This is a genomic window from Micromonospora sp. C31 (genome assembly GCF_018070575.1).
GTDB lineage: Bacteria > Actinomycetota > Actinomycetes > Mycobacteriales > Micromonosporaceae > Micromonospora.
In genome coordinates this window covers 66,098-79,968 of record NZ_JAGPXN010000013.1, presented here as the reverse complement: position 1 = coordinate 79,968, position 13,871 = coordinate 66,098, and the positions used below count along the sequence as shown (strand labels likewise).

The window sequence follows — 13,871 nt, the reverse complement described above, 5'->3', positions numbered from 1 at the left end:
CTCACCCCCGAGCCCGTGGAGGAAACCGTGAAGCACCACCTCAAGCGACAGCTCCGTCGCCTCACCTCCGAGCGTCCCTACCAGTTGGCCGTCGCGTCGGCCGTGGCGCTCGTGCTGGCGTCGGGCACGGGCGCGGCGCTGGCCGGAGCCGACGAGGCTCCCGCCGCCGCACCGGCCCCGGTCGCCGCGACCGAGCTGCGCGACGACACCGCGGCCTCGCGCGGCGGGGCCCGGATCGCGCCGGCCCCGTCCAGCGCCGCCCCGGCCGCCACCAGCGCCGCCCCCTCGGCCAACGCCACCAGCACCGCGAGCAGCACCGCCCCGGACCCGGACCTGACCCGCAAGCCGGAGCCACCGAAGCCCCCGCCCGCCAAGAGCCTGGACTACGACTACCAGGCCCAGACGACCTTCTACAACTGCGGCCCGGCGGCCGTCCGGCACGCCCTCAGCGCCGCCGGCATCGCGCGCAGCCAGGACGCCCTCGGCACCCAGCTGGGCACCGACCAACTGGGTACCGACTCGGCCCAGGACACCACCCGCGTGCTCAACGCGACGGTCGAGGGTGACCCGTACCGGACCCGGACGATCCCCGGTGGCGCGGCCACCCCGGCAGAGATGGACCGGCTCCAGGCCGACGTCGTCGCGGCCGTCGGTGACGGGCGGGGCGTCGTGGTGAACGTCGCCGGCAGCGCCACGGACACCACCGGCGGCTGGCACTCGTTCCCCGGCGGCCACTACGTCGCCGTGGTCGGCTACCGGGACGAGGGACGGCTGGTGAAGATCGTCGACTCGGCGGATCCGGCGACCGCGTCGTACTGGATGAGCACCATCGCCCTGGCGAACTGGGCCGCCACCCGCGGCTACTCCGCCTGAGCGACGCCGTCGGGCGTCGGCTCCCCACCCGGGGCCGGCGCCCGCTGTCGTGTCCGGGGCACGGCCCTCGCCCGGGGCCCCGGTGGGTGACACACTGCGCGGCATGGTCGATGGTTCGGGTGCGCGGGACGGCCGGCGGGTGCTCCTGCTGCTGCACGGCATGGGTGCGACCGGCGACGTGTGGCTGCCCTGGGCGCCGCTGCTGGAGCGTCGCTGGGCGGGGCGGTGGCTGGCCCCGGACCTCGCCGGCCACGGCTGGTCGCCGCCGCTGCCGGAGTACTCGTTCGCGGGGCTGGCCGCGCGGGTCGCCGCCGGGTCGGCGGCGGGGGACCGGCTCGTGGTGCTGGGGCACTCCCTCGGCGGGGTGGTCGGGCTGGCGCTGGCCGCCCGCAGCGCCGGGCTGCCGGTCGACGCCGTGGTCGGGGTCGGCATCAAGGCGGTCTGGTCGCCGGCGGAGCTGGCGAAGGCAGATGAGTTGGCGGCCCGGCCGGTGACCTGGTTCGCGAGCCGGGACGAGGCGGCGCGCCGCTACCTGCGGGTGGCCGGCCTGACCGGGCTCTTCGCCCCGGACCATCCCGTCGTGACGGCCGGGCTGCGGCAGGTCGACGGCCGCTGGCGGTTGGCGATGGACCCCGCCGCGTTCGGCGTGGGCGAGCCGGACCTGCCCGCCCTGCTGGCGGCGACCGACGCACCGGTGCTGCTGGCCCGTGGCGAGCACGACCCCATGGTCACCGACGCCCAGCTCAAGGAGTTGGGCGTGCCGGTCGCCACCCTGCAAGGCCTCGGGCACAACGCCCACGTCGAGGCCCCCGAGGCGGTCCTGGACCTCGTCGACCCCTACCGCTGATTCCCGGTCCGTACGCGGCACGCGACGGGGGCCGGGTGGGGGTCGGCCCACCCGGCCCGTCGCCGTGTCAGTAGGTGCAGCCGGTGGCGGGCAGGGAGGACGGGGCGGGAACCGAGCTGCCGTCGTAGAGGGCCAGCAGCATCTGCTGCGGGCAGCGGTTGCCGCCGTTGACCCGGATCTCCAGGTGCAGGTGCGGCCCGGTGCTGTTGCCGGTGTTGCCGGTGTAGCCGATGATCTGTCCGGCGCTGACCCGGGCCCCGGAGGAGACCGACCGGGACGACAGGTGGCAGTACTGGTAGTAGGCGCCGTCGTCGCCGCTGATGCCGATGCCGTAGCCACAGCCGCCGCCGACGTGGGTGACGGTGCCGGCGGTGATGGCGTACGTGGTCACGCCGGTCCACGTGGGCAGATCGATCGCCGGGTAGCTGTGGTGCGGGTCGTCGTACTCGCTGCGGGGCAGGACGGACCTGCCGATGACCAGGCTGTAGTTGCCACCGCCCCCACCACCGCCGATCAGCCACTGCCAGGTGGTCGCGCCGACGGTGGTGCCGCCGGTGAGGCCCCGGCCGGACTTGAAGCTGTTCACGGCGTTGGTGGTGGCGGCGCCCCAGGCGCCGTCGACGGTGAGGCCGTAGCCGTACTTGTTGAGCGCGGTCTGCAACGCCCGCACGGCGTTGTTGTTGGCGCCGACGTCCAGGGTGACCACCAGCTTGCCCCAGGTCAGCGGGCCGACCATACCGTCGGCGGCCAGCCCGTTCGCGGACTGGAAGGAACTTACCGCCGAGGCCGTGCCGGAGCCGTAGTACCCGTCCACGCTCAGCGTCCGTCCGTGGTGGCGGAGCAGGAACTGGGCGGAGGTGACATTGGCGCCTGAGGTGCCGGTGCTCAGGGTGGGCCAGGCGGGGGTGGCGGCCTGGGCGGCGGTCGGACCGACCAGCACGGCGACGGCGGTGAGCGCCGCCGCGCCGAGCCAGGTGAGCATCAGGCGGACTCTTCCGGGCATGCACACTCCTTGGGGACGAGGGGGTGCGAGCGGCGGTCGGGGCGTGCCGCGTCGTCGGCGCCCGGGCGTACGGCGGGTGGGTCCGCCGGTCATCCGTGCACCCGCCGCCAGTATGGTGATGAAGATAAATATTTACAACACCGCCTACGTGTAAAAGACATCCTCGCCTGAGGGGGCGGGAGCGGGACGTGCGCTGACCGGCCCGGGTGCGACGGTGTCCGTCAGGGGGTGGGGGAGAGCGACCCGGCGTCGGGCTCGACCGCAGGCCTCCGGTCGGCGTCGCCACGCGGGGTCGGCGCCTTCCACTCCCCGTCGAGCTCCCGCCTCGCCGCCTCCAGGAACGCGTCGGCGTACGCCTCGGCGGGGAAGTCGCCCAGGTAGCGGCTGCGGGTGACCCAGCGCGCCGAGGCCAGCGGATCGGTGTCCAGCAGCGCGGTCAGCACGTCGTCCACGTTGGACATGTCACGCCGCAGCACGTAGCCCGATCCGGCGAGGGGGAACTGCTCGGCGAACCGGTCGCCGGAGCCCACCATGTCGGTCACCGCGTACGGCTTGCCGGAGTAGAGGTAGTCGGAGATCACCCCGGACACGTCGGAGACCAGCGCGTCCGAGCGGTTCACGCACTCGGTCAGGGTCAGCGCCCGGCTGGCGGCGCCGAAGACGTGCTGGCGGCCGCTGCGGGCCCGGTCCGCGGCCAGCAGTTCGGTGAGCCGGCCCAGCTGCCGGGCGGAGGCCGGATTCTGCGAGGTGTACGGGTGGGCCCGCAGGATCACCGTCGCGCCCCGGTCGAGCAGCCGGCGCAGCAGGGTCTCGGCCACCGGCAGGGAGCAGTAGTTCGCGTCGGCGTTGTGCCCGGTCCAGGTCGGCGTGTAGAGCACGGTCGGGTCGGTTCGGCCGGGCACCGGCTCCGGGCGTACCTCGATCGACTCGACCTGCGGGCGGCCGACCACGACGAACTTCTCCGCCGGGATGTCCACCCCGGCGCGGGCGTAGCGGTCGACGGCGGCCTGGCCGGCGACGAAGATCCGGTCGAAGATCGCCGAGACGGGGTTGGCGCTGGGGGCCTTGTCGCTGTCGCCGTGGTGCAGCTGGACGTGGGTCAGCCGGGTGAAGCGGATGCAGTGGCTGTTCTTCGCGCCGTGGTTGACGTAGAAGGCCACCCGCAGGCTGGGCACCAACGCCTCGTCCATCGCCCTGGTGGTGGGGCAGTAGACCACGGGCGCGCTGGTGGCCGCCGCGATCAACGGCAGGAACTCCGGCTCGCGCACCATCACCAGGAACGGCCGGCCGATCCGCTCCAGGTACGGCAGCCACATGGTGACCTGGTACTCCGAGCCGGGCGGCGCGGAGAAGTGCAGCAGGAACTCGGGCTCGTGCCGGCGCAGCGCGCGGGACACCGCAGAGCCGCCGGCCCCCGGGCGGAACCGGCGCCGGGCCAGGTCCAGCCCGACCGCCCCGGCGCCGGCGGCCACCAGGGCGACGGCCGCCAGCGCGACGCCGGCCGGCAGGCCCGCGACGGCCGCCAGCGCCAGCAGGGCCAGCAGCCCCGACAGCGCGTCGCCGAGGCGGGCGGTGACCAGCGGCGTCCAGGAGCGCACCGGCAGGTTCGCGGCGCGCACCTCCAGGCCGCCGGCGTCGGAGAGCGGATTGACCAGCAGCACCAGCCCCAGCAGGAGCAGCGCGGTCGCGGCCAGCGCGGGATCGAACCCGGCGTCGAGGCGGCGGGCGTAGCCGACCAGGATCGCCGCCGCGACCAGCGCGGTCTCCGCCGCGTTGTCGGCGCCCGGCCGCACCCGGCGCTCCCAGGTGGCCGCCGCGAGGGCGGCCACGGCCAGCCCCAGCCCCCAGCCGGTCGCGCCGGTCAGCGCGACGACGAGGAACGCCAGCACCGCCAGGCCGGTGGCCAGCGCGCGGGCGAGCAGCTTCCGAACCAGGTCACCACGCATGTCGGCTCCGTTTCCCGCCGTGGCCCGAGATCCGCCGTCAGCCGGCGTCGGTGAGGCTGGCGTCCCGCTCGACCCGCGCGGGCCCGGGCTGGGCCGGCACCTCGCCCGGCGCGCGACGCACGTCGATGACCTGACCGGTCAGGTCCGAGATCAGCACGTCCAGCGACGACCGGGCGACGGTCTCGGCGGCGAGCAGGGTGTGCTCCGGCTCCTCGCCGAACGCCTTGGTGCGCATCGGGGTCGCGGTCCGCTCGGGGTTGACGCAGTTGACCCGTACGCCGAACTCCGCCCACTCGTCCGACAGCGCCTGGGTGAGGTTGACCAGGGCCGCCTTGGTGGAGGAGTAGAGCGCGTAGCGGGCCCGGCCCCGGGTGTAGGAGCTGGAGGTGTAGAGCAGCAGCTGGCCCTTGGTCTGCTGGAGGTAGGGCAGCGACTGGCGGGCGACGATGACCGGCCCCACGAAGTTGACCTGGAGCACCCGGTCCATGGTGTCCTGGTCCATCTCGGCGAGGGCGCCCTTCTCCAGGATGCCGGCGGTGACCACCACGTGGTCGATCCGACCGGTGGCCTCGAAGGCGGTCTTCAGCGCCGCCTCGACGTCCTCGGCGCGTTCGACGTGGGTGCCGGTGCTGGAGCGGCTGAACGGGAAGACCTGCGCGCCGTAGCGGCGGGCCAGCTCGGCGAGGTCGTGGCCGATGCCGTAGCTGCCGCCGAAGACGACGATGGTCCGGCCGGTCAGCTCCTCGGTGTAGCTGCGCTCGTCGGTCAGCCGGGGCGCCTGCGCGGCGGCTAGCTGGAACAGCTTGTCCGCCAGGTGCACGTCGACCGGGTGGGTGACCTTGATGTTCTCGTCGGAGCCGTCGATGACCTTGATCGGCGTGCCGGGCAGGTAGCGCAGCACCACCCCGCAGTCGTCGGTCGCGGCGAAGTGCGGGTCGCCCTCGGCGAGCCGGTAGGCCTCGCGGATGGTGCCCGAGCGGAACGCCTGCGGGGTCTGGCCCCGGCGCAGCGAGGAGCGCACCGGGATGTCGGTGATGCAGTCGTCCTCGTCGACCTGGACGATCGTGTCGGCCGACGGGATCGCCACGTCGACCGCCGAGTACGTCCAGAGCGCGTTCACGCACTCCCGGACGATCCGGCCGCTGACCAGGGGCCGTACCGCGTCGTGGAAGAGGATGTTGCAGTCGCCCTCGCCGACGGCGTCGAGCGCGATCCGGGTGGTGGCGTTGCGGGTGTCACCGCCCTCGACCACCTTGCTGACCTTGCGGAAGCCGGCCTTGTCGACGATCTGCTGGGCGTCGGCGACGTGGCCGGTGGCCATCAGCACGACGATCTCGTCGATCTCGGGCGCCGCCTCGAAGACCGCCAGGGTGTGCTCGATGATCGGCTTTCCGGCGATCTTGAGCAGCTGCTTCGGGATGCCGAGGCCCAGCCGCGTCCCGGTGCCCCCGGCCAGCACCACCGCCACTGTCCGCGAGGGCCGCCACGGTGCCGGGGTCTCCGGTGCGGCGGTCGGGCCAGCGGTGTGGTCCTGCGTCATTGCCGAAGCCTCACTCTCGGGGTGCGTGAACAGAAGGTTCCGCCCGCGCGGCGGCCGGATGAACCTTAACGCGCGGACCGCGCCGCCCCCACGGGGCGACGCGGTCGGCCGGCACCGGGCGGATGCCGTACGTGCGCCGGGGCGCTACTTGCCGCTGAACGCCTCGTACTCCCGGACGACCTCGTCGGTCGGGCCGTCCATGCGCAGCACGCCCGATTCCAGCCAGATCGTCCGCTCGCAGGTGTCCCGGATCGAGGAGAGCTGGTGGCTGACGAGGAACACCGTGCCGGCGCCCTCCCGCAGCTCCCGCACCCGCCGCTCGCTGCGCTTGCGGAAGATCTTGTCGCCGGTGGCGAGGGCCTCGTCGATGAGCAGCACGTCGTGCTTCTTGGCCGCGGCGATGGAGAAGCGCAGCCGGGCCCCCATACCGGAGGAGTAGGTGCGCATCGGCAGCGAGGCGAAGTCGCCCCGCTGGTTGATGCCGGAGAAGTCGATGATCTCCGGGGTCCGCCGCTGCACCTCGTCGGGCGACATGCCCATGGCCAGGCAGCCCAGCACGACGTTGCGCTCGCCGGAGAGGTCGTTGAGCAGGGCCGCGTTGACGCCGAGCAGCGACGGCTGCCCCTGCGTGTAGACCGCGCCGCGGTTGACCGGCAGCAGGCCGGCGATGGCGCGCAGCATGGTCGACTTGCCGGAGCCGTTGCTGCCGATCAGCCCGATGGCCTCGCCCCGGTACGCGGTGAAGCTGACCCCCTTGACCGCGTGCACCTCCCGGATGTTCGGCGCCGAGGTGCGGCTCATGATCCGCTTGAGCGCGCCGACCGGGCCGCCGCCCCCACCGGCGCCCTTGTGGATCCGGTAGATGACGTGTGCGTCGTCCACCACCACGGTGGGGATGCGCTCCTGCACCCTGGGCAGGGTCACCGTCACGTCGTTGGACGACTCGAACTGCTCAACCACGGCCGTACTCCTGTTCGCCCCGCCAGAAGTAGATGAAACCCCCGACGCCCATCACGATCGCCCAACCCACCGCGGTCACCCAGAGCTGCAGCAGGGAGGAGCTGAGTAGTGGCGTGTTCTCCAGCAGCGAGACCCGGGCCAGCTCGATGTAGACCAGCGCCGGGTTGAGCTCGACCAGCCCGGAGGCCCAGGAGGGCAGCTGCTCGCTGAAGAGCTCCACGCTGTAGAGCACCCCGGAGCCGTACATCCAGGTGCGCATGACGAAGGGCATGACCTGCTTGAGGTCCGCCAGCTTCGAGCCCATCCGGGCCACCGCCATGGTGAGCCCGGCGTTGAAGACCGTCTGGAGCAGGATCGCCGGCACCAGCATCAGCCAGGCCAGGGTTATCGGCTCGCCGGTCACCAGCACGATGACGGCGAGCACCACCATCGAGCCGAGGAGCTGCTGGAACTGGGTGACGGTCACGGCCAGCGGCAGGCAGGCCCGGGGGAAGTGCAGCGCCCGGATCAGGCCCAGGTTGCTGGTGATCGACTGCGTGCCGGTCTGCACCGCGGTCTGGGTGAAGTTGAAGATGAAGAGACCGGTGCAGAGGTAGGCGATGAAGTTCGGGGTCCGGTTCTGTGCCAGCACCACGCCGAAGATCAGGTAGTAGACCGCCGCGTTGGTCAGCGGGGTGAGCACCTGCCAGAGCTGCCCCAGCCGGGCGTTGCTGAACGACGCCACCAGCTTGGCGTTGGCGTACGCGGCGATGAAGTGCCGGTAGTGCCAGAGCTGCCCCGCGTACTCGCCGAGGGTCGGCCGTTCGCCGGCGAACCGGAGCCCGTACCGCTGGGCGAGCTGGGCCCCGGTGAGCCCGGAATCCGGGTCGGCCACCGTGGTGTTGGCCATGGTTAGGCGCTCCGATCTCTTTCGTGCCAACGGGTTGCGCGCGACGACGGGAGAGCGTGGCCAGTGCGGAGCGCCGCCTCGTCGCCGGGCGAACCGTAGTGGAAAACACGTCGGGACGCAACCGTACCGTCGCTGCGCTACATTGTTGCACGTGAAGACCGACAAGAGGCGGGTGCCGGCGGGTGCGGCGGTGCTCCGTGACGACATCACCACGGCCATCCGCCGCGCGGTCACGCAGGAGTTGGCGGAGGTCGGCTACGGCCGGTTGTCGATAGAGGCGGTGGCCCGGCGGGCCGGGGTCAGCAAGACGGCGATCTACCGCCGGTGGCGCTCCAAGCTGGAACTGGTGCTGGACATGGTCTCCGCGGTCGCCGGCCGCAAGCTGCCCATGGTCGACGCCGGGAGCCTGCACGGGGACGTGGAGCTGCTGCTGCTCGTCGCCGCCGGGGCGCTTCGCCACCCGCTGGCCTCGCAGATCATCCCGGACCTGCTCGCCGAGGCGGCGCGCAACCCACAGATCGCCGAGACCCTCCAGCGCGCGCTGGCCGACTACCAGGACCGCATCGGTGAGCTCGTCATCGGCCGGGCGGTCGAGCGGGGCGAGCTGCCGGCGGGAGCCGACCGGCGCGGCGTGGCGGATCTGATCGTCGGGCCGGTCTACTGGCGGCTGGCAATTTCGCGGACACCTCTTGACACGCCGGAGATCGCCCGCATGGCCGCCGCGATCGTCGCGGCCCTGCGGGTAACATGTACCGGTCCGTCCCGCGACGAGCCAGCGGTGTGGGACACCCGGTCCCTGACCGCTTCTGAATCCCACCGGGCTGGTGCGTGAACGTTGACCTCATGGGTCTCGGCCCGATTCGCAACGGGCTAGTATCGCACCCCGAGCCCCCATCCGATACACCATCTGACACAGGAGGATGCCCCATGGCTGGGCCGCACCCCGAGTTCATTCCCCCAGCGCGGCCGATCATCGGCGATGCCGAGATCGAGGCGGCTGTCCGGGTGCTCCGCAGCGGCCGGGTGGTGCAGGGGCCGGAGGTCGCGGCCTTCGAGGAGGAGTTCGGCGAGCTGGTCGCCGGCCGGCACTGCGTCGCGGTGAACTCGGGCACCTCCGCCCTGCAGCTCACCCTCATGGCCCTCGGCTTCGGTCCGGGTGACGAGGTCATCGTGCCGTCGTTCTCCTTCGCGGCCAGCGCGAACGCCGTCCGGCTGGTCGGCGCCGTGCCCGTCTTCGTGGACATCGAGCCGGGCAGCTTCTGCCTCGACCCGGAGGCGGTCGCCGCCGCGGTCACCCCGCGCACCGTGGCGATCATGCCGGTCCACCTCTACGGCCACCCCGCCGCGATGGACCGGATCATGGCGATCGCCGAGCAGCACGGCCTGGCCGTCGTCGAGGACGCCGCCCAGGCCCACGGCGCGGCGCTGAACGGCACCCCGGTGGGCGCCTTCGGCACCGCCGGCTGCTTCAGCTTCTATCCCACGAAGAACATGCACGCCCTGGAGGGCGGCATGGTCAGCACCGCCGACGCCGGGCTGGCCCGCACCCTGCGGCTGTTGCGCAACCAGGGCATGGAGCAGCGGTACGCCAACGAGATCGTCGGCGCGAACATGCGGATGACCGACGTCGCCGCGGCCATCGGCCGGGTCCAGCTGGGCCAGCTCGGCCAGTGGACCGAGCAGCGCCGCGCCAACGCCAAGTTCCTCGACTCGAAGATCACCGGCATGGTCACCCCGCCGGTCGCCGACGCCGCCCGGCACGTCTACCACCAGTACACGGTGCGGGTGCGGGGCGACCGGGACGCCGCCCAGCAGCGTCTCACCGAGCTGGGCATCGGCAACGCCGTCTACTACCCGACCCCGATCCACCGGCTCAAGCCCTACCTGACCGAGGACGGCAGGCCCGGCCCCTGGGACCTGCCGGAGACCGAGCGCGCCGCCGCCGAGGTCGTCTCCCTGCCCGTGCACCCCTCGCTGACCGAGGCCGAGCTGGAGCGCATCGCCGAGGGCGCGAACCTGGCCGGGGGTGCCCGATGAGCGCCGGCCGCAAGCTGCGCGCCGGCCTGATCGGCCTCGGCGCGATGGGCCGCAACCACGCCCGCGTCCTGGCCGGCCTGGACGGCGTCGAACTGGTCGGCATCGTCGACCCGGCCGGCGACACCACCGGCACGCTGCGGGCGCCGGTCGTGCCCGAGCTCGGCGACCTGCTCGCCCTCGGCATCGACTACGCGGTGGTGGCCTGCCCGACGGCGCTGCACGAGCAGGTCGGCCTGGAGTTGGCCGCCAACGGCGTCAGCGCCCTGATCGAGAAGCCCCTCGCGCAGAGCGTGGACGCGGCGCTGCGGCTCGTCGAGGCGTTCGAGGCCGCCGGCCTGGTGGCCGGGGTGGGGCACATCGAGCGTTACAACCCCGCCCTGCAGAACCTGCGCACCCGGCTGGAGGCGGGCGAACTGGGCGAGGTCTACCAGGTCGTCACCCGCCGGCAGGGCCCGTTCCCGCACCGCATCGCCGACGTCGGCGTCGTGATGGACCTGGCCACCCACGACATCGACCTGACCAGCTGGGTGACCGGCCAGGAATACACCTCGGTGTCGGCCCGGACGGTCTCCCGCAGCGGCCGGCTGCACGAGGACATGGTCGCCGTGGTGGGGCAGCTCGCCGACGGCACCATGGTCAACCACCTGGTCAACTGGCTGAGCCCGCTCAAGGAGCGGTCCACGGTGATCACCGGTGACCGGGGCTGCTTCGTCGCCGACACCCTCACCGCCGACCTCACCTTCTACGCCAACGGCGCCATCGACACCGAGTGGGAGGCGCTGCGCGCGTTCCGGGGCGTCGCCGAGGGCGACATGGTGCGCTACGCGATCCCCAAGCGGGAGCCGCTGCTGGTCGAGCACGAGCGCTTCCGGGACGCGGTCGAGGGCAAGGAGAGCGACATCGTGACCCTGCGCCAGGGCCTGCGTACGGTCGAGGTGGCCGGCGCCGTCCTGCGTTCCGCGACCGACGGCAGCACGATCGCCGTGGGCACGGGCACGCCGTCCCCGGCGGGGGACACCCTCTCCACCCGCTGACCCCGGGCGACCGCGGTCCGCGTCCGGCGGACCGCGGTCGGGCATCCCTCCACCGCCAGCCCTCCTCCACGAAGGACAGCGCATGTCAACGCCCCGCCGAGCGCCGCGGCTCGTCGTACTCGTCGCCAACGGCATCACTGGCGACTCCCGCGTACAGAAGACCGCCATCGCCGCCGCCCGGGACGGGTGGGACGTGTTCCTGGTGGGCCGGAGCAGCCGCAAGAAGGGCGAGGCGGAGCGGTCCGCCATGGGGCCGATCCAGGTCATCCGGGTTCCGGTGCCGCAGACCCTGTCCCGACGGCCCGCCCGGGAGCACCGCGTCCGCCGTACGCTGACGCAGTTCGGCATCCCGGACAAGTCCGCGCTGGCCCGCTACCGCGCCTCGCACCAGGCCTGGCTCCGGTCGCAGACGGCGAAGCGCAACCCGCCGCCGCGCGCCTGGCTGCGGGCGCACGAGGCGGTCCACCAGTTCCGGCTGCGGGCCTGGGGTTGGGAACAGTTCCACAGCACCCAGCCGCTGCCGCCGACCGGCGACTGGCGGACCGACTGGCCGACGCTGCTCGACATCGACCTGGCGTTCGGGCCGGTGCTGGAGGAGTTGGAACCGGACGTCATCCACGCCAACGACATCAACACGATCCCGACCGCCGCGATGAGCGCCGCGCGGCTGCGGGCGCGCGGGCGTGGCTGCGTCTGGCTCTACGACGCCCACGAGTACGTGCAGGGCGTCGCCTGGCCGAAGCCGCAGCAGGCCAGCGGCGTGCGGGCCGCCGAACGGGAGTTCATCGGCCGGGCCGACGCGGTGGTCACCGTCTCCGAGCAGATCGCGGAGAAGCTCCAGACGGAGTACGGGCTGCCGAAGACCCCGCTGGTGGTGGGGAACTCGCCGGTGCGGGAGGGCATCCGCAGCGGCACCGTGACCGCCTCCGTACGGGAGCGGGCCGGCGTCGCCGAGGGCGTGCCGCTGATGGTGTACGCGGGCTGGATCGGCAAGGAACGCGGGCTGGACACCGTCATCGCGGCGCTGCCGCAGCTGCCCGAGCATCACCTGGCCCTGGTCAGCGGCCGGATGACCCCGCTGCTGGAGGAGCTGCTCGCCCGGGCCGAGGCGACCGGAACGCGGGACCGGGTGCACGTGGTCCCCTACGTCGCCCCGTACGAGGTCGCCGACTACCTCAGCTCCGCCGACCTCGGCCTGATCCCGTTCCAGCGGACCCCGAACTGCGAGCTGTCCCTGCCGACGAAGGTCTCCGAGTACCTGCACGCCGGCCTTCCCCTGGTCACCAGCGACGTGCAGGTGGTCCGGGCGTTCGTCGAGGGGAACGACATCGGGGAGACCTTCACCTCCGGTGACGTGGCGGGGTTCGTGGCGGCGGTACGGCGGGCCACCGCCCGCCGGGCCGAGCTGGCCGCGCACATCAGCGAGCCGATCCTCGACGACCTGTCCTGGGAGCGGCAGAGCGGCAAACTGCTCCAGCTCTACCGGGATCTCTCCGGCGTCGTGCCGGCCGGCCCGTGCGAGGTGCCGTGGACGGTGCAGGAGCGACCGGTCACCACGCCGTCGACGGGCACCGCCGAGCCGCGGCCACTGGGCGGCTGGCGCGAACTCGGCGAGACGCCGATCCGCCTCGGCCTGGGCCCGGCCAACTACGCCGGTCAGGGCGCGGCCTTCGCCCGGGCCATCTGCCGGGACAACGCCGACGTGTCGGTGCAGGTGGTGATGAACAAGCTCCCCGGCTCGTTCGACTACCCGGCCGACATCTACCTCGACTCGCTGCGGCAGCCGGAACTCGACTTCCAGATGGAGCAGCTGAACCGGGTGCTCAGCCAGTACACCCACGTGCTGGTGGACGCGTTCATGCCGCTGTTCGGCCAGCTCAACGGCGACAACATCGAGGGTGACCTGCCGGCGTTGCGCAAGGCCGGGATCAAGGTCGCCCTGCTGGCGCACGGCAGCGAGATCCGGCACCCGGACCGGCACCAGCAGCGGCACGAGTTCTCCCTGTTCCGGGACGCTCCGGACGGGGTCGCGGCGAAGCTGCGCAAGAAGGCCGAGCGCAACCGCCGGGTGGCCGAGGAGTCCGGGCTGCCGGCCTTCGTGACCACGCCGGACCTGCTCGAGGACCTGCCCTGGGCGACGTGGGCCCCGCTGGTGGTGGACGTCGACGCCTGGGCCTGCGACCGGCCGGTGATGCAGCGGCCCCGACCGCTGGTGCTGCACGCGCCGTCCAAGCGGTGGACCAAGGGCACCGACCGGATCCTGCCGGCGATGCAGGCCCTGCACGACCGGGGCGTCATCGAGCTGCGGCTGGCCGAGGGGGTGGCCTGGGCGGAGATGCGCGAGCTGGTCCGCGACTGCGACCTGGTGCTCGACCAGTTCACCACGGGCAGCTTCGGCACCTTCGCGGTCGAGGCGATGGCCGCCGGCAAGCCGGTGGTGGCCTACCTCAGCGAGCAGGTCACGAAGACCGTCGGTGGCGACCTGCCGATCGTCCACGCCACGCCGACCGACCTCACCGCGGTCGTCGAGTCCCTGCTCGACGACCGGGAGGCGACCGCCAAGATCGGCCTCGCCTCCGCCGAGTACGCCCGCACCTACCACGACGGCACCTGGACGGCCCGCCAGCTCACCTCGTTCCTCGGCTGAGACGACGCGGTCCGACGGCCGCCCGTCCCCCCGCCCACGCGGGAGGGTGGGCGGCCGTCGGCCGTCGCCGCCGGCACCGACCAGCAGGCCCACCG

The 13,871-nt window shown here is 72.9% G+C and carries 11 protein-coding genes; 6 read left to right on the top strand and 5 right to left on the bottom strand.

Features of this window, described 5'->3' with window-relative positions; genetic code table 11:
• Positions 1-15 precede the first annotated feature (15 nt).
• Together KBX06_RS18310 and KBX06_RS18305 are read left to right on the top strand one after the other, a co-directional pair.
• The gene (locus KBX06_RS18310; protein ID WP_210836448.1) at positions 16-873 is read left to right on the top strand and encodes a C39 family peptidase; all 858 of its coding nucleotides are present in this window, start codon (positions 16-18) and stop codon (positions 871-873) included.
• Between the two features lie 103 nt (positions 874-976).
• Entirely contained in the window at positions 977-1,720 is a 744-nt protein-coding gene (locus KBX06_RS18305; RefSeq protein WP_210836446.1) for an alpha/beta fold hydrolase, read from the top strand.
• 67 nt (positions 1,721-1,787) lie between these two features.
• Here KBX06_RS18305 and KBX06_RS28380 read toward each other — a convergent pair whose 3' ends face one another.
• The 5 genes from KBX06_RS28380 to KBX06_RS18280 all read right to left on the bottom strand — a co-directional run bounded on the left by KBX06_RS28380 (position 1,788) and on the right by KBX06_RS18280 (position 8,058).
• Positions 1,788-2,723: a peptidoglycan-binding protein gene (locus tag KBX06_RS28380; RefSeq protein WP_210836444.1), complete on the bottom strand. Its 936-nt coding sequence runs from the start codon at positions 2,721-2,723 to the stop codon at positions 1,788-1,790.
• Between the two features lie 221 nt (positions 2,724-2,944).
• Entirely contained in the window at positions 2,945-4,669 is a 1,725-nt protein-coding gene (locus tag KBX06_RS18295) for a CDP-glycerol glycerophosphotransferase family protein (RefSeq protein ID WP_210836437.1), read from the bottom strand.
• Between the two features lie 37 nt (positions 4,670-4,706).
• Positions 4,707-6,209, bottom strand: a complete 1,503-nt coding sequence (locus tag KBX06_RS18290) for a bifunctional cytidylyltransferase/SDR family oxidoreductase (protein WP_210836428.1) — start codon at positions 6,207-6,209, stop codon at positions 4,707-4,709.
• 144 nt (positions 6,210-6,353) lie between these two features.
• A complete protein-coding gene (locus KBX06_RS18285; protein ID WP_210836426.1) occupies positions 6,354-7,169 on the bottom strand; it encodes an ABC transporter ATP-binding protein in 816 nt (271 codons plus the stop codon).
• Entirely contained in the window at positions 7,162-8,058 is an 897-nt protein-coding gene (locus KBX06_RS18280; RefSeq protein ID WP_210836424.1) for an ABC transporter permease, read from the bottom strand. The genes KBX06_RS18285 and KBX06_RS18280 overlap by 8 nt, the downstream gene beginning before the upstream one ends.
• Positions 8,059-8,209: 151 nt before the next feature.
• Between KBX06_RS18280 and KBX06_RS18275 the strand changes: the two genes are divergently transcribed.
• From KBX06_RS18275 to KBX06_RS18260, 4 genes are all read left to right on the top strand, one after another.
• Positions 8,210-8,890 (top strand): TetR/AcrR family transcriptional regulator, encoded by a 681-nt coding sequence (locus KBX06_RS18275; RefSeq protein ID WP_210836422.1) that lies wholly within the window; start codon positions 8,210-8,212, stop codon positions 8,888-8,890.
• Positions 8,891-8,985: 95 nt separating this feature from the next.
• A complete protein-coding gene (locus KBX06_RS18270) occupies positions 8,986-10,095 on the top strand; it encodes a DegT/DnrJ/EryC1/StrS aminotransferase family protein (protein WP_210836420.1) in 1,110 nt (369 codons plus the stop codon).
• Entirely contained in the window at positions 10,092-11,129 is a 1,038-nt protein-coding gene (locus KBX06_RS18265; protein WP_210836419.1) for a Gfo/Idh/MocA family protein, read from the top strand. The genes KBX06_RS18270 and KBX06_RS18265 overlap by 4 nt, the downstream gene beginning before the upstream one ends.
• Positions 11,130-11,211: 82 nt before the next feature.
• Positions 11,212-13,776 (top strand): glycosyltransferase, encoded by a 2,565-nt coding sequence (locus KBX06_RS18260; protein WP_210836418.1) that lies wholly within the window; start codon positions 11,212-11,214, stop codon positions 13,774-13,776.
• Positions 13,777-13,871: the final 95 nt, after the last annotated feature.

Bases quoted from the DNA above. Each gene is read 5' to 3' on its own strand.
- KBX06_RS18290 (WP_210836428.1), bottom strand. From the start codon at position 6,209: ATGACGCAGGACCACACCGCTGGCCCGACCGCCGCACCGGAGACCCCG.
- KBX06_RS18305 (WP_210836446.1), top strand. From the start codon at position 977: ATGGTCGATGGTTCGGGTGCGCGGGACGGCCGGCGGGTGCTCCTGCTG.
- KBX06_RS18280 (WP_210836424.1), bottom strand. From the start codon at position 8,058: ATGGCCAACACCACGGTGGCCGACCCGGATTCCGGGCTCACCGGGGCC.
- KBX06_RS18270 (WP_210836420.1), top strand. From the start codon at position 8,986: ATGGCTGGGCCGCACCCCGAGTTCATTCCCCCAGCGCGGCCGATCATC.
- KBX06_RS28380 (WP_210836444.1), bottom strand. From the start codon at position 2,723: ATGCCCGGAAGAGTCCGCCTGATGCTCACCTGGCTCGGCGCGGCGGCG.
- KBX06_RS18260 (WP_210836418.1), top strand. From the start codon at position 11,212: ATGTCAACGCCCCGCCGAGCGCCGCGGCTCGTCGTACTCGTCGCCAAC.
- KBX06_RS18295 (WP_210836437.1), bottom strand. From the start codon at position 4,669: ATGCGTGGTGACCTGGTTCGGAAGCTGCTCGCCCGCGCGCTGGCCACC.
- KBX06_RS18265 (WP_210836419.1), top strand. From the start codon at position 10,092: ATGAGCGCCGGCCGCAAGCTGCGCGCCGGCCTGATCGGCCTCGGCGCG.